General features: G+C 62.5%; 24 protein-coding genes and 1 pseudogene. 13 read left to right on the top strand and 12 right to left on the bottom strand.

Translation table 11 applies throughout. The features are described from left to right. Nucleotides 1-25: 25 nt before the first annotated feature. The 6 genes from FB547_RS13705 to FB547_RS13680 all read right to left on the bottom strand — a co-directional run bounded on the left by FB547_RS13705 (nucleotide 26) and on the right by FB547_RS13680 (nucleotide 7,330). On the bottom strand, nucleotides 26-1,537 hold the full coding sequence (locus FB547_RS13705) for an O-antigen translocase (protein WP_145743080.1): 1,512 nt from the start codon (nucleotides 1,535-1,537) through the stop codon (nucleotides 26-28). Then, a complete protein-coding gene (locus tag FB547_RS13700; protein WP_145743078.1) occupies nucleotides 1,530-2,636 on the bottom strand; it encodes a DegT/DnrJ/EryC1/StrS family aminotransferase in 1,107 nt (368 codons plus the stop codon). Before FB547_RS13700 ends, FB547_RS13705 begins: the two co-directional genes overlap by 8 nt. After that, nucleotides 2,633-3,571, bottom strand: a complete 939-nt coding sequence (locus FB547_RS13695) for a WxcM-like domain-containing protein (RefSeq protein WP_145743076.1) — start codon at nucleotides 3,569-3,571, stop codon at nucleotides 2,633-2,635. The genes FB547_RS13700 and FB547_RS13695 overlap by 4 nt, the downstream gene beginning before the upstream one ends. Before the next feature lie 122 nt (nucleotides 3,572-3,693). After that, on the bottom strand, nucleotides 3,694-4,782 hold the full coding sequence (locus tag FB547_RS13690; protein ID WP_145743074.1) for an NAD-dependent epimerase/dehydratase family protein: 1,089 nt from the start codon (nucleotides 4,780-4,782) through the stop codon (nucleotides 3,694-3,696). A gap of 16 nt (nucleotides 4,783-4,798) precedes the next feature. Next, nucleotides 4,799-6,082 (bottom strand): Vi polysaccharide biosynthesis UDP-N-acetylglucosamine C-6 dehydrogenase TviB, encoded by a 1,284-nt coding sequence (gene tviB / locus FB547_RS13685; RefSeq protein WP_145743072.1) that lies wholly within the window; start codon nucleotides 6,080-6,082, stop codon nucleotides 4,799-4,801. Between the two features lie 129 nt (nucleotides 6,083-6,211). Beyond that, nucleotides 6,212-7,330 carry a polysaccharide biosynthesis/export family protein gene (locus FB547_RS13680; RefSeq protein ID WP_145743070.1) on the bottom strand — a complete coding sequence of 373 codons (1,119 nt, stop codon included), beginning with the start codon at nucleotides 7,328-7,330 and terminating at the stop codon, nucleotides 6,212-6,214. 449 nt (nucleotides 7,331-7,779) lie between these two features. On the opposite strand from FB547_RS13680, the gene FB547_RS33855 reads away from it, so the two are divergent. The 6 genes from FB547_RS33855 to FB547_RS13650 all read left to right on the top strand — a co-directional run bounded on the left by FB547_RS33855 (nucleotide 7,780) and on the right by FB547_RS13650 (nucleotide 13,715). Beyond that, nucleotides 7,780-7,878, top strand: coding sequence for a DUF3789 domain-containing protein (locus tag FB547_RS33855; protein WP_145743067.1), 99 nt, complete (start codon nucleotides 7,780-7,782; stop codon nucleotides 7,876-7,878). 602 nt (nucleotides 7,879-8,480) lie between these two features. Next, on the top strand, nucleotides 8,481-8,987 hold the full coding sequence (locus FB547_RS13670; protein ID WP_145743065.1) for a spore coat U domain-containing protein: 507 nt from the start codon (nucleotides 8,481-8,483) through the stop codon (nucleotides 8,985-8,987). A 22-nt stretch (nucleotides 8,988-9,009) separates the two neighbouring features. Continuing rightward, nucleotides 9,010-9,738 (top strand): molecular chaperone, encoded by a 729-nt coding sequence (locus FB547_RS13665; RefSeq protein WP_145743063.1) that lies wholly within the window; start codon nucleotides 9,010-9,012, stop codon nucleotides 9,736-9,738. A gap of 34 nt (nucleotides 9,739-9,772) precedes the next feature. Beyond that, nucleotides 9,773-12,100 (top strand): fimbria/pilus outer membrane usher protein, encoded by a 2,328-nt coding sequence (locus tag FB547_RS13660; protein WP_145743061.1) that lies wholly within the window; start codon nucleotides 9,773-9,775, stop codon nucleotides 12,098-12,100. Further along, nucleotides 12,097-13,104 (top strand): spore coat protein U domain-containing protein, encoded by a 1,008-nt coding sequence (locus FB547_RS13655; protein WP_145743059.1) that lies wholly within the window; start codon nucleotides 12,097-12,099, stop codon nucleotides 13,102-13,104. Before FB547_RS13660 ends, FB547_RS13655 begins: the two co-directional genes overlap by 4 nt. A gap of 134 nt (nucleotides 13,105-13,238) precedes the next feature. Continuing rightward, the gene (locus FB547_RS13650; RefSeq protein WP_145743058.1) at nucleotides 13,239-13,715 is read left to right on the top strand and encodes a hypothetical protein; all 477 of its coding nucleotides are present in this window, start codon (nucleotides 13,239-13,241) and stop codon (nucleotides 13,713-13,715) included. 4 nt (nucleotides 13,716-13,719) lie between these two features. Here the strand turns inward: FB547_RS13650 and FB547_RS13645 are convergent, their stop codons facing one another. Together FB547_RS13645 and FB547_RS13635 are read right to left on the bottom strand one after the other, a co-directional pair. Continuing rightward, nucleotides 13,720-14,988, bottom strand: a complete 1,269-nt coding sequence (locus FB547_RS13645; protein ID WP_186454165.1) for a methyltransferase domain-containing protein — start codon at nucleotides 14,986-14,988, stop codon at nucleotides 13,720-13,722. Between the two features lie 76 nt (nucleotides 14,989-15,064). Next, on the bottom strand, nucleotides 15,065-15,718 hold the full coding sequence (locus tag FB547_RS13635) for a hydrolase (protein WP_145743054.1): 654 nt from the start codon (nucleotides 15,716-15,718) through the stop codon (nucleotides 15,065-15,067). A gap of 123 nt (nucleotides 15,719-15,841) precedes the next feature. Between FB547_RS13635 and FB547_RS13630 the strand changes: the two genes are divergently transcribed. Together FB547_RS13630 and FB547_RS13625 are read left to right on the top strand one after the other, a co-directional pair. After that, nucleotides 15,842-16,738, top strand: coding sequence for a LysR family transcriptional regulator (locus tag FB547_RS13630; RefSeq protein ID WP_145743052.1), 897 nt, complete (start codon nucleotides 15,842-15,844; stop codon nucleotides 16,736-16,738). Between the two features lie 13 nt (nucleotides 16,739-16,751). After that, on the top strand, nucleotides 16,752-18,338 hold the full coding sequence (locus FB547_RS13625; RefSeq protein ID WP_145743050.1) for a PAS domain-containing sensor histidine kinase: 1,587 nt from the start codon (nucleotides 16,752-16,754) through the stop codon (nucleotides 18,336-18,338). Here FB547_RS13625 and FB547_RS13620 read toward each other — a convergent pair. Further along, nucleotides 18,322-18,606, bottom strand: a complete 285-nt coding sequence (locus FB547_RS13620; RefSeq protein ID WP_145743048.1) for a DUF3606 domain-containing protein — start codon at nucleotides 18,604-18,606, stop codon at nucleotides 18,322-18,324. The genes FB547_RS13625 and FB547_RS13620 overlap by 17 nt on opposite strands. Before the next feature lie 206 nt (nucleotides 18,607-18,812). Here FB547_RS13620 and FB547_RS13615 point away from each other — a divergent pair, with 206 nt between their 5' ends. The 5 genes from FB547_RS13615 to FB547_RS13595 all read left to right on the top strand — a co-directional run bounded on the left by FB547_RS13615 (nucleotide 18,813) and on the right by FB547_RS13595 (nucleotide 24,380). Next, a complete protein-coding gene (locus FB547_RS13615) occupies nucleotides 18,813-19,937 on the top strand; it encodes a sensor histidine kinase (RefSeq protein ID WP_145743046.1) in 1,125 nt (374 codons plus the stop codon). Between the two features lie 196 nt (nucleotides 19,938-20,133). Continuing rightward, nucleotides 20,134-20,664, top strand: a complete 531-nt coding sequence (locus FB547_RS13610) for a spore coat U domain-containing protein (RefSeq protein WP_145743044.1) — start codon at nucleotides 20,134-20,136, stop codon at nucleotides 20,662-20,664. Between the two features lie 20 nt (nucleotides 20,665-20,684). Then, a complete protein-coding gene (locus FB547_RS13605; protein WP_145743041.1) occupies nucleotides 20,685-21,482 on the top strand; it encodes a molecular chaperone in 798 nt (265 codons plus the stop codon). Nucleotides 21,483-21,657: 175 nt separating this feature from the next. Next, entirely contained in the window at nucleotides 21,658-23,898 is a 2,241-nt protein-coding gene (locus FB547_RS13600) for a fimbria/pilus outer membrane usher protein (protein WP_186454164.1), read from the top strand. Beyond that, a complete protein-coding gene (locus FB547_RS13595) occupies nucleotides 23,862-24,380 on the top strand; it encodes a spore coat U domain-containing protein (RefSeq protein WP_186454163.1) in 519 nt (172 codons plus the stop codon). The genes FB547_RS13600 and FB547_RS13595 overlap by 37 nt, the downstream gene beginning before the upstream one ends. A gap of 43 nt (nucleotides 24,381-24,423) precedes the next feature. On the opposite strand, the pseudogene FB547_RS13590 reads toward FB547_RS13595, so the two are convergent. From FB547_RS13590 to FB547_RS13585, 3 genes and pseudogenes are all read right to left on the bottom strand, one after another. Beyond that, nucleotides 24,424-24,747, bottom strand: a pseudogene (locus FB547_RS13590) (hypothetical protein); the annotation flags it as partial. Next, nucleotides 24,744-24,905 (bottom strand): hypothetical protein, encoded by a 162-nt coding sequence (locus tag FB547_RS33310; RefSeq protein ID WP_186454162.1) that lies wholly within the window; start codon nucleotides 24,903-24,905, stop codon nucleotides 24,744-24,746. The gene FB547_RS33310 and the pseudogene FB547_RS13590, both read right to left, overlap by 4 nt. A 576-nt stretch (nucleotides 24,906-25,481) precedes the next feature. Beyond that, entirely contained in the window at nucleotides 25,482-26,030 is a 549-nt protein-coding gene (locus FB547_RS13585) for a helix-turn-helix domain-containing protein (protein WP_145743836.1), read from the bottom strand. Nucleotides 26,031-26,176: the final 146 nt, after the last annotated feature.

Raw genomic sequence — 26,176 nt, 5'->3', positions numbered from 1 at the left:
ATATGTGTGCGATCCACCAATAGCATCAACGCCTTCTCCTTTGCATTGGCATTTTTTTTATGACTTTAGCGTATAAACGCCCGGCAGCAGTTTCAGTTGCATCAATGCTTGAAAACTGAGCTGCGGCAAGCCCCGCCAACCCCATTGCTCCCGCGAGGCCGAATATTGCACCAGCAAGGGGATCCCATTCAGCTAATAGCTTCACGAACACGCACAACCCCAAGACCGCTCCAAACTGGCGCCAAATCTTCGCAGACCATTGAAATTTTGTTTTCTTATGAGCAAGCCAATACACCATTGGTAGATAAACTGCGTACATACCGATAAATGCTATCCCAGTGGCTCGAATTCCTAGCAACGGCAAAAAAAATGCAGTCAAAATCACGAAGAAACCAAATCCTATGGTTTCGGTAATGAGATATGCTCGACCATTTCCTGCCGCTAACAAAATGAAACCAAGCGGCCAACTTAATATCTTTAGCAGATCTCCAATGATCTGCCAACGCAACACGTCTTGAGCTTCCTGAAATTCATTGGAATATAACAATCCGATGATCCAAGGTGCCAGCCCCATCATTGCTAGCAAAACTGGCCCTCCTAATATTAGAGCTACTTCTGTTTGCTCATTTACCATACGATTGGTGGCTATGTAGTCATCAATACATGCGGTTAGGCGTGGGTAGTAGTCCGTCCCCATGGCCGAAAGGACAAACCCTAGATAGGTCATAGAAATCTGCCAAGACGCCTGAAAAACGCCCAATCCGCTTGCCCCCAAATTTTTTTGAACTATCGTGCGTACTAACAATTGCGCCAATGTGGCCACCACGCCAGCCAACATAAACGCGGCACCCAGCTTCGCTAATGTTCGCCATTGAGCAACTATTAGCGGCCAAGGAGTAGTGATCGAATTTTCCCTTGGCAACCTGAGAACGAAGACGTAGCCCAATAAAAATGTGCACAGTGGCGCAATTAATACAAAAGCCACGACTCCCGTTTGCCCCCACCAAAGTAGTACACAAATTCCCACTACTGTAGACAGCAATGCAGAGAACACACTCGCGAGAGCAATGTCGCCTATCCGGCGTAACCCATTAAGCAGCGCAGTTTGTGCGCTTGCTCCCACGGTCACCGCAACCCCTATCGCCAGCCACTGAATCTGAGTTCCGGACTCTGCATCTCCAAGCACTATTACGGCCAAAATATTTCGCAAGGCCCAAAAAATCCCGGCGCCAATCAATGCCAGCAGCAAAGTACCCCAAGCCAATGCCCGGCGTGCGACCGCCACAGCGCGATCATCGTCTCGCCCGGCGGCTTCAGCAATTTGCCGGGTACCGACGTTGCCAAATCCCAAACCAACCACCGTAGACGCCACAGCAATCAGGTTCTGAAAAAGACCGATCACACCCACGCCAGCAGGTCCCAATAACACGGCCGCCACTTTAATGCGAGCCAAGCCGATCAGAATATTTATGACGGATGCTCCGCCGATAATGACCGACGAGCGCAGGATTTTCCGGTATGACTTAGCGTCAGTCATCGGCAGTGACGTTGGCACGAAGCGAAACGACCACTTGCTGCCTTTGATTCTCGGACAGATGAGGTCCCATTGGGAGGCTTAGTACCTCGTCAGCCATTTGATTTGCAAGCGGAAACTCATTAACTTGCCACCCCGCGTCGGCGTAGGCTTCTTGCCTATGCGGCGGAATTGGATAGTGAATCAAAGTGCTCACTCCCGATGCCGCTAGACGCTGATGCAACGCATCGCGCTTTGCACAGCGGACCACGAACAAATGCCAGACGGGGTCTGCCCAATCTGGTACGTAGGGCAAAACCACGCCGCTACCAATAAGATCTTTTAGGTATTGCGCCGCCGCCAACTTGCGTCGCTCGTTCCACTTGTCCAAATGAGCCAGCTTGACTCGTAAAATGGCCGCCTGCAAAGGGTCCAAGCGACTGTTATACCCCTGCATTTCATTCACATACTTCACGCGAGACCCATAGTTACGCAATACCCGCAATCGGTCGGCCAACTGCGTATCATTAGTAGTCACGGCTCCGCCGTCTCCCATCGCACCCAGGTTTTTCCCCGGATAGAAGCTCCACGCAACAGCATCGCCATGTGCGCCCAGACGCTCACCCTTGTAGCGTGCGCCATGCGCCTGAGCCCCGTCTTCGAGTACGCGTAGCCCATGCTTGCGAGCAATAAGAAGAACATGGTCTAAATCGGCTGGTTGACCATACAAATGCACGGGCAGAATTACTTTGGTGCGTGGAGTGATAGCTGCTTCAAGCAGGGCTGGGTTAATGTTGAAAGTCCGTTCATCCGGCTCTACCGGCACAGGGATAGCTCCACATTGCGTCACCGCTAGCCAAGTGGCGATATAGGTGTTGCTAGGTACGATGACTTCATCGCCCGCTCCAACATCCATGGCGCGCAGCGCTAGGTGCAAGGCATCCAAGCCGTTGGCGACGCCTATTGCGTGGGCCGCGCCACAGTACGACGCATATTCCACCTCGAATTGATCTACTTCTTCACCACCGATGAACCAACCAGAACTAACTACCCGAGCGATGGCATCATCCAGCTCTTGCTTTAGCTCAAAGTAAGGAGTTTTTAGGTCAAGAAACGGAATCACGCTGAAGCTCCGACAAGTTTACGAAACTCAGAATAGTCTCGAATGTAGTCAGCGCTATCGTAATAATGCGAAGCGAAGACCAATAAAACCGCATCCGCAGAGTATTTATACTGAATGCCCCATACCATAGGCGGCACATGTATACCAATATCAGGCCGATCCAATATGAATTCCTGACGGTTCGCCCCATCATCTGCCACTACGGCACAACTGCCACGCACGCAAACTAGAAATTGGTGACATTCGTGATGCGCATGCTCTCCGCGCGTTTCCCTGCTCGGCACGTCAAACACCATGAAATATCGCTTTGCGGAAAATGGAATACTGCGATCGAATTCACCGACCGTTAGGCTCCCGCGAATATCAGCAACGCGGTGCATTCGGTACAGCTTGACGCCCGCCACTCGCGTAACAGATTCGCTCATTCCGGCCTCAGGCACAGTCGTATCGAACAAGTCGCTACGTTCAGCGCCAGCGTAGCCAACAATCTTGGCAGGGTTGCCTACCACCACGGCATTGGGAGGCACAGACCGAGTGACGACAGCACCTGCAGCGACCATCGCCTTACTGCCGATCGAAATGCCAGGCAAGATCACAGCCCCAGCGCCGATTGAAGCGCCATCATGAATGGTGGTTACCAGAAATTTCTCTGGCGTTTGCTTGCTCCGAGGAAATCTGTCATTTGTAAATGAGACATTAGGGCCGACAAATACATCATCCCCCAATCGCAGGCCGTTCCAAAGTTGAACACCGCTCTTGACCGTGACGCGGTCACCAATTACTACATCGCTTTCGATCAAACAGTGTGAACAAATGTTGCAATCACGTCCGATTTGAGCCCCGGATAGCACAACAACGTACTGCCAAACTCGCGACCCTTCACCAATCGAAATGGACCGGACGTCCGATAGAGGATGAATAAACTGCTGCTTCATGACTTGGTTGCGGAATTGGTTTTAAAGTCCTCGGCGGGCTAAAAGGCTTGAAGTTATCCTGCGCCAAGTTCGGACTGAGTGCTTCTGGTGTTGTCGATGATGCTTTTCAAAAAAGCACATCATCAATATCTCTGCTTGATGTACCAAGGCATCGCGAGAGTCAGTCCCTCGCCGATGCGATGAGTGGGCGTGTATCCCAGCAGGCGCTCCGCCTTGCCTATATCGGCCAAGCTATGTCGCACGTCTCCGGCACGGAAGTCCCTGTGTACAGGTTGGGCCTCGTCCAGATGTGGGTAATGGGGCAGCAGCTTGCTTCGCAAGTGGGCATACAACTCGTTCAGACTGGTGCGGTCTCCCAGTGCCACGTTGTAGACCTGGTTGACGGCTTCAGTCTCCTTTACGACTGCGGCAAGCAAGTTCGCTTGAACAACATTGGCGATGAAGCAGAAGTCGCGGCTGGTTTCGCCGTCGCCATTGATGTAGACCGGTTCGCCCTGCATCAAGCTGGCAATCCACTTGGGAATGACGGCGGCGTAGGCACCGTTTGGGTCTTGCCGGGGTCCAAACACGTTGAAGTAACGCAGCCCGATAGTGTTGAAGCCGTAGCAGCGGGCAAACACGTCGGCATACAGCTCATTCACATATTTGGTGACGGCGTAGGGACTAAGTGGCTTTCCGATGGTGTGCTCGACCTTGGGCAGCGCTGGATGGTCTCCATATGTGCTGCTGCTCGCTGCATACGTAAAGCTCTTGACCCCGGCGTCACGCGACGCCACCAGCATGTTCAGGAAGCCGCTGATATTGACGGCGTTGGAGGTGACCGGGTCAGCCAAGCTGCGGGGAACGCTACCAAGGGCTGCTTCATGAAGAACGTACTCCACGGCTGCCCCGCTCTCTCTCAATGAAGTATCGGCACTGGGAAAAATCATCGCTCGATGGCAGTCCTCGAGGTTGCGGATATCGCCTTCGATGAAGTGGAAGTTGGCCCACTGCTCTGGAGTGACCAAGGTTTGAACCTCGGCCAAGTTGCGCCGGTGTCCGGTGGCGAAGTTGTCGAGCCCCACCACTTGCTGGTTGAGCTTGAGCAAGGTCTCCAGCAGATTGCTGCCAATGAAGCCAGCCACGCCAGTGACAAGCCATGTGTGAGGCTCGGCGACAAGGCGCCCCCTGAGCTTGTCGTATGCCGTCGGATTTGAATTGGATTGGCTCATGATGGCTCGGCTCCGCTTAAAGCCGACCGTCTGCGGCCCCCAAGGGCAGCAGGCTTTTCACATCGAACAGCACGGCGTTCGGTTGACCAAGGGCTTTGATGCCCGCTTCGCCCAGCGTGACGAACTGGTGGTGGCCAACGGCCAGCACAACGGCAGCGTATTCACCGGCGGTCGGCATCTCGCTCAAGCAGCGCAGGCCGTATTCGTGCTCGGCCTCGGCCACGTCGATCCACGGATCGAACACGTCGACATGGGTGTTGTAGCCCCGCAGGGTGTGCACAATGTCCACGACCTTGGTATTGCGCACATCGGGGCAGTTTTCCTTGAACGCCAGGCCCAGCACCAGCACTTTGCTGCCCAGCACCGGCACGTTCTTGCGCAGCATCAGCTTGATGACTTCATCGGCAACGTGGCTGGCCATGTTGTCGTTGATACGGCGGCCAGCAAGGATCACCTCGGGGTGATAGCCGACTTCCACCGCCTTGTGGGTGAGGTAGTACGGGTCCACGCCGATGCAATGCCCACCCACGAGGCCCGGACGAAAGGGCAGGAAATTCCACTTGGTGCCAGCCGCTTGCAAAACTTCCAATGTGTCGATGCCGAGCCTGTGAAAAATCAGGCTGAGTTCATTCATCAGCGCAATGTTCACGTCGCGCTGGGTGTTCTCGATCACCTTTGCGGCTTCCGCCACTTTGATGCTGCTTGCCTTGTGGGTGCCGGCGGTGATGATCTCGCGATATAGCTGGTCAACCACTTCCGCAACCTCGGGCGTGCTGCCGCTGGTCACTTTCTTGATAGTCGGCAGGCGATGCTCCTTATCGCCCGGGTTGATGCGCTCCGGGCTGTAGCCGCAGAAGAAGTCGACGTTGAACTTCTTGCCGCTAAATTTTTCGAGCACAGGCACGCAGACCTCTTCGGTTGCCCCTGGGTATACCGTCGACTCGAAGATCACGATCGCGCCAGTTGGCATCACCTTGCCAACGGTCTCGCTGGCCTTGATGAGAGGCGTCAGGTCGGGTCGGTTGGCGTTGTCGATGGGCGTGGGAACCGTCACGATGAAAACAGCGCTGTCGCGCAGGTCATCGGCGTGCGACGTAAAAGCCAGCTGAGCAGCGGCCTTCAGCTCTTCCGGCGTGGTTTCGAGGGTATGGTCACGTCCGGCTTGCAGTTCGGCTATGCGCTTGGCGTTGATGTCAAAGCCGATCACTTGGCGCTTCTTGCCAAACTCCACGGCCAGCGGAAGGCCCACGTAGCCTAAGCCAATGACGGCAATCGGTCGATTTGAATGGATGGCTTGCATGTTGATTACCGGAAGAAAAAATCGGCGGCACGACCCCTGACCGCCGCCCTACGTTCGCGGTTGTTCTTTTTTTGAGGCAAGTCCCTGTGCTGCTAACCGCGAATGCAGCGTGGGACTTTTTGGCCTCGACTAGCGGTGCCTGACGTACGTCTCGCTGGCGCTGTTCACCACTTGCGCAGACGGAAGAATCAAGCTGACGACGCGGTTCCACTTCACGAGCGGAACCGGGTCGATGTAGACCACGTCCTGCGGCTCCAGGCTGAACTGCCTGGCCAGCACCATGGCGGCCGGGTTCCTGGCGTCCAGGTGGAAGATCGCGGGCAAGCCGGTGGCACCTTGGCGAATCACGTAGATCTGGCCGGGGTTGGAGGTGGTGAGCACCGGCCCGCCCGCTTCGCCCAGCGCTTCGTTCAGGTTGAGGCGGCCGTTGCTGCGTACCGTCAGTGCTGACGGAACGAGGACTTCGCCCATCACGTACACCTTGGCGTCTTCGCGGTGGCCAATGCGGATGGTGTCGCTGTTCCTCAGGGGAATGTCGTTGCCGTCGCGGCCGGCTTCGCGCAGGCGCGTGAGGTCGATGTCGATGGACTTGCCGTCGCGCACCAGGGTGACGGCCGCGCGGTTGCCGTTTGCGGTGATGCCGCCGGCGCGGTTGATCGCTTCGGTGAGCGTCATGGGCACGTCGGTCACGATCTGGGAGCCTGGCGTGCGTACTTCGCCCTCGACGTAGACACGGCGGCTGCGGAAGGACTGGATGCGCACGGTCACTTCTGGCTCGCGCACCTGCGTGACGATGAGCTTGGAGATCAGGTCGCCGGCCTCGGCCTCGGTGAGGCCCGCAACCCGGACGCGGCCGACGTACGGAAAGGCGATTTCGCCGGACGAATCGACGATGAAGCCCGGCGCCACGCTCACGCCCGTCGGGTCGGCCTGCTGGGAGATGACGGCGCCGGCGTTGGGCAGCAGCTCGGGGTGGTCATACACGATGACGCCCACCACGTCTCCAGGGCCGATGGTGTAGCGCTGCGGCTTGCCGAACAGCGCCTGCACCTCGGGCGGCACGTTCTTGGGCGCGGCTTTGGCCAGCGTGCGCACCAGGGCCGGCGTGATGGGGGTGATGCGGTCTTCGGGTGCCGCATCAGGCAGGTACTGGAATTTGGGGGGCAGCTCTTCGGCGACCTGGTACGGCTCGACGGTACCCATGCCCGGAGCCACGGCGCAGCCTTGAAGCACGGCTACGCCCAACATTGCAGCGGCAATCCATGCCGTTGCGTTCACTTCTCGTCTCAAAACAGTCCCCTGGTTGTTGCGGTGAAGGCCGGCTCCGGCCCCACAGGGACTAGCTGTTGCTGAATACTCCTCCCTGTACGTATATTTTATCTTTTGTTGCTAAACGTTTGTATTCAGTAAGTGATGCGGATCACTTTTTCAGGGATATCTCACGCATATTACTTTTTGCAACCCATCTTCTGCGAAAAATGTGATGGATGTCCTTGTCGGAATAACACTGTTACTTGAGCGAAGTTGCGCACGGTAGAGCGAAGAAACCGGGAACTTGTCATCACTCGTATTGGGGAGGTCGAATCGCTTTTTTAAGCGCGCCAGGGGATTGACAGCGGCACTCAGCGGGCGGTCAGGTGCGACATGTCCAATGCTCCAAAAAGAGCTTTTCGGGAGGGCATTTGTCGTTTTTACCCATGTATACCTTCGCAATCGGCACCGGGATCTTCGTAGCTGGCGCTTTCGTGGGCGTCCTGTTCATGTGCCTGCTCCACGTTTCAAGGTCCGACGACTGAGGCCGGCAGCCTTGACCTGCTCGGGGTGGGGCGGGTAACTGTTGTTTCTTCGCATCATTGCGGGATGCCCCTCATGACGGCACGCTCAGCCGCTGTCAGGCCTTTTCCCCACGGAAATCCGTGACGGAGTTGGCAAAACTGCTTTTAAAATGTGAGCACCCGTCTGTGACAACAGGTACTTCGGGCTACATTTTGTAAGTCAGAAGTGACATTGGTCCCAGCGGAACAGGCGTCGGCACTCGAAAACGATTGCCGGCCCTGCCTGTGCCGATTGCTTCTGCACACCCCGCCTTCTGGGCGGGTTTGACAGCCAGAAGGAATGCGGCACGTACCGGAGCTCTTGCCCCTGTACCGAGGCGCCTTCGAGCCAAAACATCCATTTGCCAAGCGGCGGGGTAGCGCCTGCGTCGGCAGATTGGGTACCCCCCGGGAAACCTCAAAGCGTGTCACCACCGCGCGACGACTTGGAGCGCGTCAGTTGACTTTTTGAAACTAAAGTATCAATAATTCCATTCTGAGAACTATTTTGTTACTTTGCCACGGCAAGTTCCGCGTTTCTCAACCCCCTCTTCCAACATTTTTTTAACCAGTCGGCGTTCACCATGAAAAAACTCTCCCTCATCGTTGCAGCCACCCTTGCAGTCACCACCAGCGCTGTCCTGGCAGCCACGAGCCCGGCCACGGCCACGTTCCAGGTTCTGATCACTGTCGCCAAGGCCTGCTCGGTTGTGGCGGGCGCCGGCTCGAAGATCGACTTCGGTACGGTCGATTCCTCTGCCACCAACCTGAGCGGCAACAGCAACATCAGCGTGACCTGCTCCAAGACCACGCCTTACAACATCGGCCTGCTGCCTTCGAACAACAGCACCACCGGCGCCGGCGTGATGAGCCCCGCGACCGGTTCGGACACGGTGGCCTACCAGCTCCGCTCGGTGAGCGCCACCGGCGCCGTCTGGGGCAGCACGGCCACTTCCACGGCAGTGGGCAACGGCGTGGCCGGCACCGGCACCGGCGCGGCGCAGACGATTCCCGTGTACGCCACGGTGGCCAGCGCCAACGTGACGCCTGGCGCCTACTCGGACACGGTGACGGTCCAGGTCAACTACTGATCGATTGATCGATCGATTGCCCATGCGCCGCCTGCTTCGCCATACCGCTGTTCTCGCGCTTGCCCTGGTGCAGGCGGTTGCATCGGCCAGCGGGCTGCAGGTGTCTCCGGTCACGCTGACGCTGCAGGCCACGCAAAACGCCGAAGGCCTTTGGCTCAGCAACACGGGCGATACGGTGGTGCACGCGCAGGTGCGCGTCTATCACTGGGCGCAGGAGAACGGCACCGAGAAGCTGACGCCCTCGCGCGAACTGCTGGTCAGTCCGCCGATGGTGCAGCTGGCCGCGTCGGACCGGCAGCTGATCCGCGTGATTCGCACGGGCGTTCCGACCGGCACGGTCGAAGGCTCGTACCGGGTCGTGATCGACGAGCTGCCGGTGGAGATGAAGGAAAAGAAGGGCCTGCAGCTGGTGCTGCGCTATTCGGTGCCGATCTTCATTGCAGCGGCGGGTGCGCAGTCGTCCGAGCCGCAGCTTGCATGGTCGCTGCGCCGCGAAGAAGGCCAGGCCGTGCTCGAAGTGGCCAACACCGGCGGCGTGCATGCGCAGCTTGCCGATGTGGAATTTCTCGATACGGTGGGCCGCCGCACGCCGGTGCATGCCGGCCTGCTGGGCTATGTTTTGCCGGGTGCTCGCATGCGTTGGCCACTGAAGACTTCCGCGGAGGCTTTTGCCCTCGGCGGCATCCTGGAAACGAAGATCAATGGCAACGCGACGCAGGAAAAAATCCCGCCGCTCCCACGCGCCCGCTGAGCGCCTGCTGCCACTGCTGCTTCTTTCCGGCCTGATGTCTTTTGCCGCCCAGGCTGAGAATGCCGCAGCCGGCTCGAGCGCATCTTTGGTCGCGCCCGCGGAGGGCGAGCTGGCCGGCCCCACCGGCAGCGACCTCTATCTGGACCTGAGCCTCAACGGCAACCCGCAGGGGCTGGTGCACTTTGGCCTGCGCGGCCAGGAGCTGTGGGCCAGTGCCGCCACGCTGCGGCAGCTGGGCTTCGTGCTGCCGCCGGGCGTGTCGGATCCGGTACGGCTCAAGAGCCTTCCGGGGTTGCAGATCAAGTACGACGCCGCAACGCAGAGCGTTGAAATCAATGCCTCGGCCGAGGTGCTGCGCCTGCCCACCACGGTGGTCGACACGTCGGCGGTGGTCGTACCCAAGGCCAGTGCTTCGCCCGGCCTGCTGCTCAACTACGACCTGTATGGCACGCAGGGGCGCGGCAATACGTCGAGCCTGAACGCGCTGACCGAGCTGCGCGCGTTCACCGGAAGCACGGTGCTCAGCAACACGATGATGTCGCGCTCGGCCCGCCTTCCGGGCGAGGGCTGGACGCACGACTCGGTGCGGCTGGACACCACGCTGAGCACCTCGTTCCCCGAAGACATGCTGACGCTTCGCGTGGGCGACACCACCACGGCCTCGCTGCCGTGGTCGCGCTCCACGCGCATCGGCGGCATCCAGCTGTCGCGCAACTTTGCGCTGCAGCCCTATCGCACGACCACGCCGCTGCCGGCCTTCCTGGGGGCGGCGGCGCTGCCTTCGCAGGTGGAGCTGTACATCAACGGCTTGCGGCAGTACACGGGCCAGGTGCCGGCCGGGCCGTTCCAGCTGAAGACGGTGCCGAGCATCAACGGTGCAGGCAATGCGCAGGTGGTATTGACCGATGCCTTCGGGCGCGCGACGACGCTCGATTTTTCTTTGTACGACACGCAGCGGCTGCTGGAGGCGGGCCTGTCGGACTGGTCGGTGGACCTGGGCATGGTGCGCAAGGACTACGGCCTGCGCTCGTTCCAATATGGCAGCGATCCGGCGGCCAGCGGCACCTGGCGCTATGGCGTGAACAACAGCTTCACGATGGAAGCGCATGGCGAAGCCACCAAGGGACTGGTCAAGGCCGGCGTGGGCGGTGCCTGGCTGCTCGGCCAGAGCGGCGTGCTGGCGGGCGCGGTGGCGCGCAGCAGCTACCGCTCGGAGCAAGGTTCGCTGGTCAACCTGGGCTACAGCTGGCGCGACAACCACTTCAACTTTGCGGTCGAGGGCACGCGCACTCATGGCGAGTACCGCGACGTGGCGTCGCTGTACGGCAGTGCGCCGCCGCGCGGATCGGGCCGCGCATCGATCGGCTACACCACGGGGAGCTTCGGCAGCTTTGGCCTCAGCTACCTGTATCTGCGCTATCCGGCGCAGCAGCCGACGCGGCTGGCCAGCGTCTACTGGTTCAGCGCGATTGGCCGTGGCGCCTCGGTGAACGTGAGCCTCAACCAGAACCTGGACAACCGGCGCGAACGCAGCCTGTACGTGGGCTTCACCTGGGCGCTGGACGGCAAGATCACGGCCAGCACCGGCGTGCAGCGCGACGGCGACCGCACCACTTTCTCGGCCGACGCGCAAAGCTCGATTCCGGGCGAAGGCGGCATCGGCTGGCGCGCGGGCCTGCGCCAGGGCGGCGGCCAGAACGGCGGCCAGGCCGAGATCGACTACCTGGGCCGCTACGGCCGCGCGATGGCGGGCATCAGCGTGCTGGGCGACAGCCGCTATGCCTACGCGGGCGCCACCGGCTCGATCGCTTTCATGGGCGGCCAGCCCTTTGCGGCGCGGCGCATCGATGATGCCTTTGCGGTGGTCTCCACCGACGGCATTGCCGGCGTGCCGGTGCGGCTGGAGAACCGCGACATCGGCACCACGGACGGCCACGGCATGCTGCTGGTGGCGCCGCTGCGCGCCTACCAGAACAACCAGCTGTCGATCGACCCGATGCAGCTGCCGGCCGACGTGCGGATCGAGCGCGTGAAGACGGTGGCCACGCCGAGCGACCGCGCCGGCACGCTGGTGCGCTTTGGCATCACGCCCGTGAATGCGGCGGCGCTGCTGCTGGCGGACGAGGCGGGCAAGCCGCTGCCGCTGGGCAGCCGGGTGCGCGTGAACGGCGGCACCGGCGAGCCGGCGCTGGTGGGTTTTGACGGCGCGGTGTACTTGGAGTCGCTGCAGCCGCGCAACACGCTCGAGGTGCAGACGCCGGGCGGTGGCCGCTGCCGCGCGAGCTTCGACTATCGCAAGGATGGCGCCGGGATTCCGCAGATCGGGCCGCTGCGCTGCATCAGGGAGGCCAAGACGCCATGAGCTTTTTGACTCGCACCTTGGGGGCGCTGCGCCTGCCGCTGTTCTGCATGTTGCTGTGGTGGCTGCCGGTGGGCAGCGCGCAGGCGCAAGTCAGCTGCACCGCGAGCATGTCGAACGTGGCCTTTGGCACGGTCGAGCTGGTCGACGGGAGCACGCCCCCATCCACCACCGCCACGCTGGACTACACCTGCACCAACAGCGGCAACAACACCGTGTTCGTCAGGGCCTGCTTCAACATTGGCGACGGCGACGAGGGCCTGACGAACTTCAATCCGCGCGTGATGAAGAGCGGCACAAACAGCTTGAAGTTCCAGCTCTACCAGGGGACCAGCAACACGATCTGGGGTTCGAACGGCAATGCGTTGGTGCCGAGTCCCTTTGTGGCGACGCTCACCATTGCCCGCCGGTCGAGCGTGCCGGGAAGCGCCACCATGCGCGGCGAACTGCTTGCGCTCCAGGGCACGGTCCCTCCAGGCTCCTACCAGGACAGCTTTGGCGGGATCCACACCTCGATCACGCTCTCGTCGAGCACGAACTCCATGCCGACGAACTGCAACACCGGGGCGTCGGACAACTTTCCCTTCGTGGTCAGCGCAACCATTCCCAAGAGCTGCCTGGTCACGGCCGACCCGCTGAACTTCGGCAGCATCGACGGCCTGCCGGGCGCAGCCAACGCCGACCAGACAAGCACGGTCAACGTCACCTGCACGACGGCGACCGCCTACAAGGTCGCGCTGTCGCCATCCAACGGATCGACGACGGGCGCCGGGGCGATGACGCCGACGGGGGGTGTGCCGGGCAACACGGACACGGTGCCCTACCGGCTCTACAGCAATGCGGCCCGCACGGCGCCATGGGGCAACGTGATAGACACCAACACCGTCGCGAGCACCGGCAACGGCTTGGCCCAGGCGCTGACCGTGTATGGCCGGGTCCTTGGCAGCAGCCTCAACGTGCGGCCGGACAGCTACCGGGACACCGTGACGGTCACCGTGACCTACTGAGCCCGCGCGGGGGGCCAGCGGGCATCGTCGATAAATTGCGCGACGGCTCTTAATTTTCCGGCTACTCTGCCGATAACCCAGGTTGGGGCATCGATGCGATGCCCTCCACCGAGGTTGCGACGAGAGGAGGTCCCATGTCCGGAAACATGTTGTCCCGTGCGGGTTCGGCCGGCCCGCCGCTTCCACCGCGCGCGGCCCGCGCGGCGGCCGCCGTCGGCATGATGCTGCTGTTGCCGCTGCGGCTCGGCTCCGCAGAGCCGACGCACAGCCCGCACGGCGCCACGGCGCGGTTCAACGTGACGATGATCGTCCTCCCGACCTTCAAGGTGCTCCAGGTCACGCCGGTCAATGGCGGCCACGAATACCGCGTCTGGACCAACATGAAGTCGGTGCTCATCAAGGGCCGCGAGTACCAGTTCGACAAGATCGGCGAGACCACCTTCACGGTAGCCGGCACCACCGCCGACGGCCTCGACAGCCTCGACCCCACCTGGCGCAGCGCCACCGGCGCCATGGCCGCCATCGCGGCCCGCGCCGCGCCGCGGACGGCTGCCGCTGCTGCTGCGGATGGCGACGGGAGCAATTCGACGAGGGTGACGGTGATTTACTGAGCGCTTATTGAAGCGTTCGTCGCAACGCGCGCAGCGGCGCGGTAAGACGCCACGATTTCGACGTTTGGTGCGCCTTCAGTTGGTCGCGAGCGGCATTCAGGGCGCGTTCAACTTCCGCTACCCGGGCGTTTGCCGCTTCCAGTCCCAAGGTTTTCGCCTGGACTTCGACTTTCAGCTTTGCCACGCGCTCGCTGAGGTCAGGCATTGGCGGAGTCAAGCCATCTTGTACCCGCTTCCAGCTGTCGGCAATGGCTTCAGGGTCGGTCGAGGGGCGTAGAAATACCGAGAACTCAAGCGAGTTGCACGGGGTGTCGCAAAACCCGGCGCACTCGAAATCCAGCAGCCCATACCGGGCCGCCTCGATCATCAAGGCCGCACAGCTTTGCGGCGTGAACACCCAACAGTGAACGTCGTGATAGTTCTCCGTGGTCAACGCGTCCTGCACCATGCTCATGGCTGCCTCGAACGAATGACAGTGTTCGAGCTGTGATGGATCGAGCGGCCCGTTCCATGCCTCGTTGACATCCACATGCCGCGCATACGTCACGTGATCGAAGATGTTGGCCGGCAGCGGTCTTCTGGCACGGCGCGCATATGCATCGATCAGATCCTGCAATGCGGTTTCCCGGCGCACGTAGTCAAAGGTAAACCTTTTGTCCGGGACGACAAGGCGGATCTGGCCTCCAGGCTTGAGCACCGCCCGAAGTTCCTTCAGCCAGGTAATGAGATCGGGAACGTGCTCCACGACGTGCGAAGCAATTACGTAGTCGACCTGGCGCCCTGCGCATTCGAGCAAGGTATTGGCGCCCCAAACCGCATCCACTTCCACGATCTGATTCACGTCGATGCCGTGCCCAACCCGATACTTTTCTCGTAGCGCCTCGGTATCGACGTGATCAACATAGACGACGTCCGCTTCTGACTTACGGAAAAAGGGGCTGCACAGAGCTCCTATTTCAAGGACGGTTGAACCGGGCGTGGGGATACCCGCTCGCACGATGTCTCGAATATTCAAAGCAGTGCCCTCGCCAAGATAGTCGAGCTGCGATTTTGGCGCGGTTGGCTCGACCGAGCGCCGCGCGTTTCGACTTCTCACATCCCCCGTATGCGTCAGACCACGCGGCGGGCACCGATCGAGCAGCAAGGCCTGCCCGCCACGACCTGAGCCGAAGGCGATAAGGTATTTATCGACTACACGCCCTTGGCCTCGGGAACGGGTGATGTCCCGTCGGCGGCGATGCTCGAATTCGACGCTCGATCCACCGGTGAACAACCTGCAGAGCTGCACCCCGTTGAAGGCAAATGCGGCATAAAGCGGGGATGAGCGGCCCCCTGGACAGCCGCTCAGATCATCCTGCCTTGCCAGGCACAGGCGTGTTGAGCAGCTGCTGCTCCCAAAGGTAGGCGATGCCGCTGCCGCTGAAGTGCTGGATGAGAATCTCGGTCAGCTCCTCGACATGCTCGGTGCGCGCCCAATCGCGTTGCCATTCGCCAGCGAGCGCCATCACGGTCATCACGTTCGCGCCGGCAGCGATCATTCGCTGGATGGCAACTTCGTGAGACTCCTTCGAAATCCCGCCCGATGCGTCGGTGATCACGGTCACGTCCCAGCCTTCGCCGGCGGCCTGGATGACAGGCATGGCGACGCAAACCTCGGTCCACAGGCCGGCAATGATCAGCTGCTTGCGGCCGGTCGCCTTGACGACCTTCACCACATTCTCGTCCTGCCAGGTGTTCACCCAGGTGCGATCGATGACTTCCTGGTCCGGAAATACGTCGGTGATCTGTCTGAAGAGAAGTCCACCGCGTGCCGCGATCACGCTGGTGAGGATGGTCGGAACATTGAAGGCTTTTGCCAGCTTCGCCAGCGCGGTCGTGTTGTTGACCACAGCTTGCGGATCGTGGCTGTTCAGGTTCGCGAGCTGATAGGGCTGGTGGTCGATGAGAACGAGTACCGAGTCTTCGGGACGAAGAAGCGAAGCAAGGCCGTTGCGAAAAGTCATTGATAAATCCTTTGTTGCTGTTGAGAGCGGGACGTTGTCCCGAAGCAGGATTCTGTTGTTCCGGCTTTTGATGCGGTAGTACCATTTCGCGGCGAGCTGTGTCGCGGAATGGGGAACACCAAGTTGGACATCGAAGAGCTGCAGACATTCGTGGAAGTTGCCGACGCCGGGGGGATTTCGTCGGCGGCGCTGCGGCTCGGCGTGTCCAAGTCGATCGTCAGCCGCCGTCTCTTCCGGTTGGAAGCCGAACTGGGTGTCCAGCTGCTTGCGCGATCCACCCGCGGGGCTGCTCTCACTGAAGCCGGGGCCACGTTCCGGGACCATGCAGCCAGGGTCTGCGCCGAGATCGACGTGGCCAGGGAAGCGATCCTGCCCGCCGGCGACCTTCGCGGCCGCTTGCGCGTTGCTGCGCCGTTCTCCTTGGGCCCGACTCACTTCGCGCCCATGCTTGCGGAAATGGCGCGACGGCACCCTCGGCTTCACATCCAGACCTGCTACAGCGACCGCTTCGTCGATCTCATCGCGGAGGGTTACGACTGCGCGATACGGGTTGGTTATCTACAGGACTCCAACCTGATCGCAAGACGCATCGGCGCGGTCCACGGGAAGCTCGTCGCGAGTCCGGACTATGTCAAGGCGCATGGGTCGCCCGAGACACCGGAGGAGCTCCTTGCCCATCAGGCCCTCATGCAGGGAACCGAAGCCTGGCAGCTCACGGACGGCGGCAAGATCATCACGGTTCGTCCGCAGGGGCGCTTCAAGGCCGACAACGGCACGGCCCTGGTCGCCGCCGCTGTCGCAGGACTCGGAATCGCCTACCTGCCCGATTGGCTCACCCATGAACACGTGGCCTCCGGGGCACTGGTGCCGGTCATGACGCGCCATCCACCACCCCCGGCCGGGGCGTATGTCGTGCGGCCGCCGGGCCAGCATCCCGCACGGAAGATACGGGTCCTCACCGAACTCCTGATCGAGTATTGCGACCGGACTCCGCATCCTGCGGGAGCTGCCCCTGCCTGAGAGGTGCATCGCCATGCAAAGCCCACCCGCCTCCCCCGCAAGCGCAACCCTCCTGGAGGACGCGGCACCGATCGTCGAGCAGCTGCCCGCCGGTATCTTTCGCAAGGACACCGAGGGGCGCTTCACCTTCGTCAATGCCCGGTTCTGTCAACTCAAGGGCATGCCTGCAGAACGGATTCTGGGCCGCACGCCCGCGGAGATCGCCTCCGAGGAGGCGGCTTCCTGCCAGCTGATCGAGTCGCCGGTGCTGGGGCCTGACGGAACGGTCATCGGCAGCCAGGGGCTCTTGCTCGAGGTGCCCGAGCGCAATCAAGAAGACGCCATGCTGGCCAACGAGCGTGAGCTGCTTCGCGCGCTGCTGGACAACTCTCCGGATCACATCTACTTCAAGGACGCGCAGTCCCGTTTCATCAAGACCAGCACGGCCCAGGCCCTGGAGTTCGGAATGTCCACGCCCGAAGGGCTGGTGGGAAAGTCGGACTTCGACGTCTTTTCCGAAGCGCACGCTCGCCCGGCGTTCGAGGACGAGCAGGAAATCATCCGCACGGGTTTGCCGATGATCGGCAAGGTCGAAAGAGAAACCTGGATCGACGGGCGGCCCGACACCTGGGCCTTGACCACAAAGATGCCTCTGCGAAACCGTGCGGGGCAGATTGTCGGAACCTTCGGCATCACCAAGAACATCTCCGACCTGAAGGAGGCCGAGCGCCAGATCGCCGAGGTGCACAAGCAGCTGGTCGAGGCCTCGCACCTGGCCGGCATGGCCAGGATCGCCACCAATGTGCTGCACAACGTCGGCAATGTGCTCAACAGCGTGAACGTGTCTGCGGCGCTCATTCTTTCGCGCGTTCGCGCCTCCAAGGTGGCGGGGCTTGCGCGGGCCGTCCAGCTGATGGAGGAGCACGCGGACGACCTGGGTGCGTTCCTCGCTTCGGACCCCAAGGGCAAGGTGCTACCCGGCTATTTGCGCCAGCTGGCTTCCGCGCTGGTGGCGGAGCAGGAGGCCGCCATCAGGGAGCTGGCGGCACTGGGCAAGAACGTGGAACACATCAAGGAGATCATCGCCGCGCAGCAGGCCTACGCCGGAGCGTCCAGGCTCCTGGAAAAAGTGCAGATCCGGGAGCTGGTGGACGATGCCTTGCGCATCAACGCAGTGGCGCTGGCGCGGCGCCGGATGGTGGTGGAAAAGGAGATTGCGCCTGTGCCCGAGTTGCTGCTGGACCAGGGACGGCTACTGCAGATCCTGGTGAACCTGATCAGCAACGCCGAGCAGGCCATGGACGGCGTGACCGACCGCGAACCCAGGCTCATGTTGCGCGTGGAGCTGACGCCCGGCCAGCGGCTGCGCATCTGCGTCGAGGACAACGGCGTGGGCATTGCGACGCAGGTCCTGCCCCAGGTGTTCGTGCACGGGTTCACGACAAAAAAGACCGGCCATGGATTCGGCCTGCACAGCGCCGTGATTGCGGCGCATGAAATGGGCGGGACCCTCACGGCCCACAGCGACGGGCCGGGCACCGGCGCGGCATTCACGCTCGAGCTGCCGGTCGAAACAGAAGGCAGCCCACACCCGGCGGCACCTCTCAATACCGTCGGGTGAGGAATTCGCGCACCCTGTCCGCCCGATCGCCCACGACAGCGACCGCATTTCGCAGCTCCTGCTCGCTCACGCCGAGTGCGTGGGTCCAGTCTCTGATCTCGCAGGCTTCATCGAGATTGATGCGATGGGCGTGCTGGACGCTCGCGTGGGTCTTGCCGCCTGCCAAGTTGTCTTGTTCCTTGAGCCAATCTGCGGGATCGGGCTGCCAGCGCCGCTCCTCGGCGGACAGCTCCTGAATCAACTTCAACCGGGGAATTGACCGCTCCATGCAGGCAATTGGCGCATGTTGCTGGCAGCCTCCTTGTAGGAAGGTGGGATGCTTGGTGACGACCGCGCACCTACAAAGACAAGGCACCGGCCCCATGAAGTTTTCTCGACGTCGCGGACCCAGGAGGCATATAGTGGCCTTCGAGCCTTCGAAGCACGAGCTGCTGGCGTGCCCCGCTGCTTCGTGCCCTGACCAAGGAGGTCTTCATGCACCGCTTCCTTTTCCACAATCGGGACGAACTGATTGCGAGGTGCAAGGCGAAAGTTGCACAACGCCCCCTTCGGGCGGCGACCGACAAGCAACTGGCCCATGGCGTGCCCATGTTCCTGGACCAGCTCACGAGAACGCTCGCCGCGGAAGACGACGACGAATTGGATTTGAGCATCGCCATCTCGGGCCCCTCGGGGGGCGATGCGCTCGCCCTGTCGGAAATCGGCGTGAGCGCCACCGCGCACGGCAAGGAACTGCTCAATCTCGGCTATACCGTGGATCAGGTCGTTCATGACTACGGCGATCTCTGCCAGGCGATCACGGACCTCGCCTTCGAGCGGGACGCGCCCTTTGCCGTGGTCGAGTTCCGCACGCTGAACCGCTGCCTGGACAACGCCATCGCGGACGCCGTCACCGAATTCAGCGCTCAACGCGACGCACAGATGTCGGTGCAGCAGCTCGCAGGCGAAAAGCAACGGCTGGGATTTTTGGTTCACGAACTGCGCAACTCGCTCGGAACGGCCACCCTTGCGGTGCGGGCGCTCGAACTGGGCAACATGGCCATCAGCGGCGCCACGGGCGCGGTCCTGAAGCGAAGCCTTTCCACGCTGGGACTGTTGATCAGCAGGGCTACGGCCGAAGTGAGGGGCGAAGGGGCAGATCAACGCCAGCTCTTCTCGGTGGCATCCTTCATTGCGGACGTCGACCTTGTCGCCCGGCTCGATGTGGCGCGCAAAGGCGCCGTGTTCGAGGTGCGAGCCGTCGACCCCTCGCTGGCAATCCTGGCGAATCGGGATCTGCTGCATGCGGCGCTGGCCAACCTGCTGCAGAACGCCTTCAAATACACCCAGGAGAACTCCATGGTGACCCTGAGCGCTTACGCCTCGGGCGAACAGGTCCTCATCGATGTCGAAGACCATTGCGGAGGCCTGCCGCCAGGCGGAGCCGCAAAGATGTTCATCCCTTTCAGGCCCAACAATGACATCAGGGCCGGTCTGGGGCTCGGGCTCTCGATCGCTCGCCAAAGCATTGAAGCGGACAACGGAACATTGACGGTCCGGGACGTTCCAGGCTCAGGCTGCGTCTTCACCATCAGCCTGCCGCTTCACGCTCTTGAGTAGGCCGAGTGAGAGGGCAACCGGGGAAATCGGAGGCTCTGCTTTCCCCAGCACGACGACTGCACCATCGATTTGCGCTGCGTCAATGAAAACCAATTGCCTATTTATTCTCGGCCACGGCGGCACGACATGGCTTTATCCCTCAGACTGGGTGCAACGGCGGCATTCTGGCCGAGCACGTTCGATGAAGGAAACTTCGATGAAACAGAAACCCTCGCTTCCCCTCCGCACGCTGGGGGCCGCGACGCTCGCCTTGTTGGCTGTACTGCCCCTGCAACCCGCGCAAGCCGCGGCGGCGACCGCCACATTCCAGGTGACGGCCACAGTGCTGAAGGCCTGCCTCGTCTCGACGCCCGCCACGCTGGCCTTTGGCAGCTACGCCCCGTCGACCGGTACTGTGGCCACCGGCACCACGGCGTTCAATGTCACCTGCACTTTCGGCACGACGTACTCGGTGGGCCTGAATCCCGGCGCCAGCTCGGGTGCGACGGTGACCACGCGCAAGATGACGAGCCCGTCAGCTCCCGCGGGCAACGAAACGCTGTCGTACGCTCTTTTCAAGGAAAGCGCGATGACCACCAACTGGGACAACAGCACGACCGGCACGGGCTACACAGCCACCGGCCTGCCGCAGCCGTACACCATCTACGGTGCGATCCCCATCGGCCAATACACCGCCTCCCCTCAGGTGGACTATGCCGACACCATCACGCTCACGTTGACCTATTGAGGTCGACGACATCGCGCCGAATGGCTCCACTGCTCCCGCGCATAGCGGCTTTGCTGGCCTGGGCGCTGGCGGCCCTGGGAGCAGCGTCCGGTGCAGTCCAGGCAGCGAGCCTCTATGTCGCACCGGTGCGCGTGGTGCTGACACCATCGCGTCCCGTTGCGTCCCTCACGCTGGGCAGCGGCGAAGAAGAGGCCGAAGTCGCGGTCCAGGCGGAGGTGATGGCCTGGTCGCAGGAGAACGGGCAGGACATCTATCAGCCCACGCGTGAGGTGCTGGTCAACCCCTCGATCTTTCGCCTGTCCCCCGGCGCGCAGCAGATCGTGCGGCTCGGCCTGCAGGTTCCGGCGGCCGACACCGAGCGCAGCTACCGCATCTTCTTCCAGCAGCTGCCGCGTGACCAGGCGCTCCCGCGGGACGGAAAGGGCGGCGCGCAATTGCAGACGCTGCTGCGTCTTGCCGTGCCGATCTTCGTACCGCCCGCAGGCGCATCGCGCCAGGACGCGCAATGGCGCCTGCAGCGTGCGTCCCCTTCCTCGGCCACACCCGGAGGTCATGGCCATGTCCTGACCATCGACAACCGCGGCACGGATCATTTGCAGCTGACGCAGATCCTGGTGCGGCGCGAAGGTGACAGCGAGTTGCTGCGAAAGAGCATGTCCCGCTACGTGCTGCCTGGCCAATCGGCCGACATCGCGTTGGACCTGCCGCCGCTGGCACCGGGTAGCCCCCTCCGGATCGATGCCACCAGCGATGCGCCCACTGAGTTGCCGATGGCCATCGTGCACATTCCCCGTGCCGACACCCCGTCCCGCCAGTGACGAGACCTCCGGGTTGCAACTGCTGCGTGTGTCTTGTCACCCCGCTCGGGGCAGGCTGAGCCTTCCTGTTCGCCCATCGGCCACACTCGGCCTCTGCGTGTGCTGCAGTTGCTTCGCTGTTCAGGCCGCCACTGCGCAGACCGTTGCCCCGAATCCCGCGGAAGATGCACAGCCCGTGATCCTGGACGTGCGCATCAACGGCCAGCCGCAGGAGGCGATGCGCCCCATCCGCCGGCGTGGCGCGCAATTGCTGTTCGGGCGCGCGGACCTCGAGGCCTGGCACCTGGTCATACCGGCTGCGCCCGCCGCACGGATCGATGGCATCGACTATTACGACTTGCGCAGTGTCTCGGGCGTCAGGGTGATGCTGGACGAGGGCACCCAGACCGCGAACCTGCAAGTGCCGCCCGAGGCCTTCGTTGCCGGCGCGACAGGGGCACGCACCACGCCGCGCGTGCCCCTGTCCGAGGCCGCCCTGGGTGCATTCCTCAACTATGACGTCGCGTTGCAGCACGACCGCAAGGGCACCCGCGCCTCGGGGTACTTTGATGCAGCGGTCTCGGGCGCATGGGGGGTCATGGCCAGCAACTTCGTGGCCGGCCAGTCTTCGCTCGGCGGCAGCCATGGAGCGACCCGGCTCGACACCTACTACCGGTACGACGACCCCGACCGCCTGACCCGGCTGACCGTGGGCGACTCGATCACGCAAGGCGCCGCATGGTCCACGCCGTTTCGCTTCGGCGGCGTGCAGTTCGGCACCCGGTTCAGCCTGCAGCCGGGCTACATCAGCTATCCGACGCCGACACTCCGCGGCGGCTCGGCCGTTCCTTCGGCCGTGGAGGTGTACGTCAACGACACGCTGCGCTACCAGGACAAGGTGAATGCCGGCCCGTTTGCGATCAGCGATGTGCCGGTGCTGACGGGCGCAGGCGAGATGCGTTTTGCCGTGACCGATGCGCTCGGCGTGCGCCGCACGGTCACGACGCCGTACTACGTGAGCTCGAGCCTGCTGCGCCCGGGCCTCTCGGACTACTCGATCGCGCTCGGCTGGAATCGCCTGCGCTATGGAGAACGCAGCTTCGACTACGGACGCCCATTCGTATCCGGCAACTGGCGCAAGGGGCTGGATGACACGGCCACCGCCGAATTGCATGGCGAGGCCGATGCGCGCGGCCAGACCGCCGGTGGCGGCCTGCAGTGGGTGTGGGCCCCGATCGGCGAATTCGGCCTGCACGGCGCGGCCAGCCGCTCGTCGGATGGCAGGCACGGCACGCTGGCGCGCGCCTCTTTCACGCGCACGAGCAACGACTGGAACTTCTCCGCCAGCCGCCAGGTGGCGAGCCGGGACTTCACGCAGATCGGCTGGCAGGACAGCAAGGTGCACGTCAGCGGCCAAAGCCAGGTCTTTGCGGGACGCTCGCTGGGAAAGTTCGGAACGCTCGGTGCGAGCCATACGCTGCTGCGCTACAACTCGGGCGAGCGCGTCGGCGTGTTGACGGCCAGCTGGTCGTTCGCCGTCGCCGGCGATGCATTTCTGAGCACCTACGCAGCGCGCACCAGCCAGAATGCCACGCGCCCGGCCACGACCGTCGGCATGACGCTGATCGTGCCGCTGGGCGAACGCCGCAACCTCTCGGTCTCGACGCAGCGTGGCGAAGGACGCAACACGACCACCGCCGAAGTCAACCAGTCGCCGCCCAGCGATGCCGGCTACGGCTATCGGCTGCTGGTGTCGCGCGGCGAACTCCGGCGGACGGAAGCGAGCGTCGACTGGCTCGGCCGCTACGGCATCGTCACAGCCGAAGCCGCAAGCCTCGGCGGCGAAACGGGTCTGCGGCTGCGCGCCAGCGGCGCAGTGGGCTATACGCAAGGGCTTGCGTTCGCAACCCGCCAGTCCGACGACGCCTTCGCGCTGGTCACCGTGCCGGGCGCGCCGGGCACCAAGGTCTACCGCGAGAACCAGCCCTGGACCACCACCGATGCAGAGGGACGGGCCATCGTGACCGGCTTGCGCGCCTATGAATCGAACCGCATCGGCATCGACAGCACCGACCTTCCCATCGAGGCACAGGTACGCAGCGACACGCTCCAGATAGTGCCGCGCTACAAGGGCGTTGCGATCGCGGCCTTCGATGTTTCCCACGACACCCAGGTGCTCGCGACCGTCCGCCTGCCCGACGGGCAGCCGTTGCCGCCTGGCATCGACATCTGGAGCAGCACCCGCGCGGCATCGCTCATTTCCGGCTACGGGGGGGCGGTGTCCATCGAGCGGCCGCAGGCTGGCGAACAGTTCGAAGCGCGCTGGCGTGGCGGACAATGCCGCTTCACGTTGGGCCCCGTGCTCCCGAAGAGCATCCTCTCCGGCCTTGGACCCTACCCATGCGAACCGATCGCCACGTCCCCTTCGTCGCGCTGAAGCACGGCATCCGCAACATGGCGCTGGCGGCATCCGTGCTGGCGGTGGCCGGCACGGCGCAGGCCGGGACCGGGCAGAACTGCAATCTTGTTCTGTGCGTGACCGTCATTGCAGGCGACCTTGCCTTCGGCAACTACGCGCCACTGAGCGCGCTGGTGACCGACAGCACATCGACGATCGCGATACAAGCGCGCCTGATCGCCGGGTTGCTGCCGACCGCGGTCAGCTACACCATCGGCCTGGGGCCGGGTGCGGGAACGATCGCCCAGCGCAAGATGACCTCAGGGGCCAACGGGCTGAACTACAACCTGTACACCGATGCTGCGCATGACACGGTCTGGGGCGCGAGCAGCATCTCGGGGAGCACGAGCCCCATCACCGGCAACGCTTCGCACACCGTCTACGGGCGCATTCCGGCCAACCAGACCACGGTGGTGCCCGGCATCTACGCAGACACTATCGTCGTGACCGTCACCTTTTGAGCGGCCTGTTCTTGGCGTACGCCTCCGGACGCTATTCGCCCAGTTCGGGCACCGGGATCGAGACCGTGAGGAAGTAGGAAGTAGGAAGTAGGAAGTAGGAAGTAGGAAGTAGGAAGTAGCGGACATAGAGCGCCACCGTTTCGATCAGGATGTTCTGGTCGCGCTCCAGCCGGTTGAACTGGCGCGAGAGCCGGTCCAGGCGCTTGGCGATCGCTGCCTCGCGCTGGTCGCCGCCATCGGGCGACAGGAACGACGCCAGCGCAGCAGCGATCACGGCGGATTTCGACACGCCCTTGGGCACCGCCAATCGGTCCAGCCGCTTGGCGTGCTCCGGCGCGATGAAGATGTTGAGGCGAGCCCGGCTCACAGCGCGATTGCGTCGTCAGGGTCCGGCGCCGCGAGACGCGCCGCACGCGTGAGCTGACGGTCCACGTCGCGCGCCCGCAGCAGCACGTCGTCCTCGTCATCGAGCACCAGCAGCCCGTCGCCGTCGGGCAGTGCCAGCGCGTCCCGCACGGGGTCCATTCGGGCTTAAGTTGGCAGCCGCCCTCGTCGGCAAAGCCATCCGCATCGGCTGACGACAAAGACCCGGGAGCGACCAGCGGCGCCAGTCCGCTCCAGTCGCCGGCCCGTGCCGCAGGACGGTCGACGTGAAAGCCCGCAGCCAGCACCGGTGGTGCCAGTACGCGCCGTGTGAAGTTGCGGTTCTGGTAACAGCGCAGCTTCCTGGCCTTGATCGGTGGATGACCCAAGACCCTCACCCCCGCCTCGTCGGGCGGCAAGCCGAATGTGAAGTCCGCATCGAGCTCCTCGCGTTTCAGCGCTGCAGCAAATTCTGCGGCCCGCGTGTCGACCAGGTTCAGACGGACCCCTGCGGCGCGACCGTATGCCACTTCGCGAGGCGTTCCGACAACCTGGGTTGAGCGATGCCATCGGCCTTTTCCGGGCGGGACCGTCGAATACGTCGACTTGGCTGAATCCATCGCACCCCATGTGCGAAGCCAGACGAGATGACGTCGGCGGCGAAGCCTAGTGGTACCTGCGCTGCATATGCCCTGTCACTTCCAACAGTTGACAGTGAGGAAAACAGGCTCGGTAGCCTTAACCCCGCAGCGTGAAGATGACCGACAGGTATGAGAGCGGCGCTTCAAGGATCGCTTCCACACCATGAAGCACGCTGGACTCGAAAAGAAGTGAGTCGCCCTCGCCGACGTTCACGACCTTGCCGCCGTACCGGTACTGCGCGCGTCCCGAGATCACGTACAGGAACTTGATCCCGGGGTGCTGAAAACTACTGTAGGGCTCGGCCTGCGGCAGGAGCGTCACCAGATAGGGCTCCACGAACAAGTTCCCGGACAGCAGGTGCCCGAGCAACTCGTAGCGGTAGTCCTTTAGCGCGCCCATGCGATTGACCATGACGCCGCGACCGGCCGGCACAAATGACCAGTCCGTGCGACGTGCCTGGTCGCAGAAGAATCGCGAGAGCGGAACGTTCAAACCGACAGCGATGCGGTTGAGCGTCTCTACGGAAGGAGACACGAGACCACGCTCGACGCGGGAAAGCAGCGAACCGGAGACCCCGCAACTGTGGGCCAGTTCGTTGCCCGAGATCCCGGCGGCCATCCGAAGCGCTTTGATCTGACGCCCCAGTTGCGCTGTGGACTCGCTCCGCGGAGGATGGGGAGGACGGCCGCGCGGGCGCGACAGCGCGACCGGGACGCGAAGTTTCCCTGCCGTTGGGAAGGGGGAGGCAGGAGCCAGCTTCCTCATGATAGCCAACACACCCGGCGGGCAGG

Origin of the sequence: Variovorax beijingensis (assembly GCF_007828835.1) — a bacterium.
In the GTDB taxonomy this organism is placed as follows: Bacteria; Pseudomonadota; Gammaproteobacteria; order Burkholderiales; family Burkholderiaceae_C; genus Variovorax; species Variovorax beijingensis_A.
This window is presented reverse-complemented; position numbering and strand designations above follow the sequence as displayed.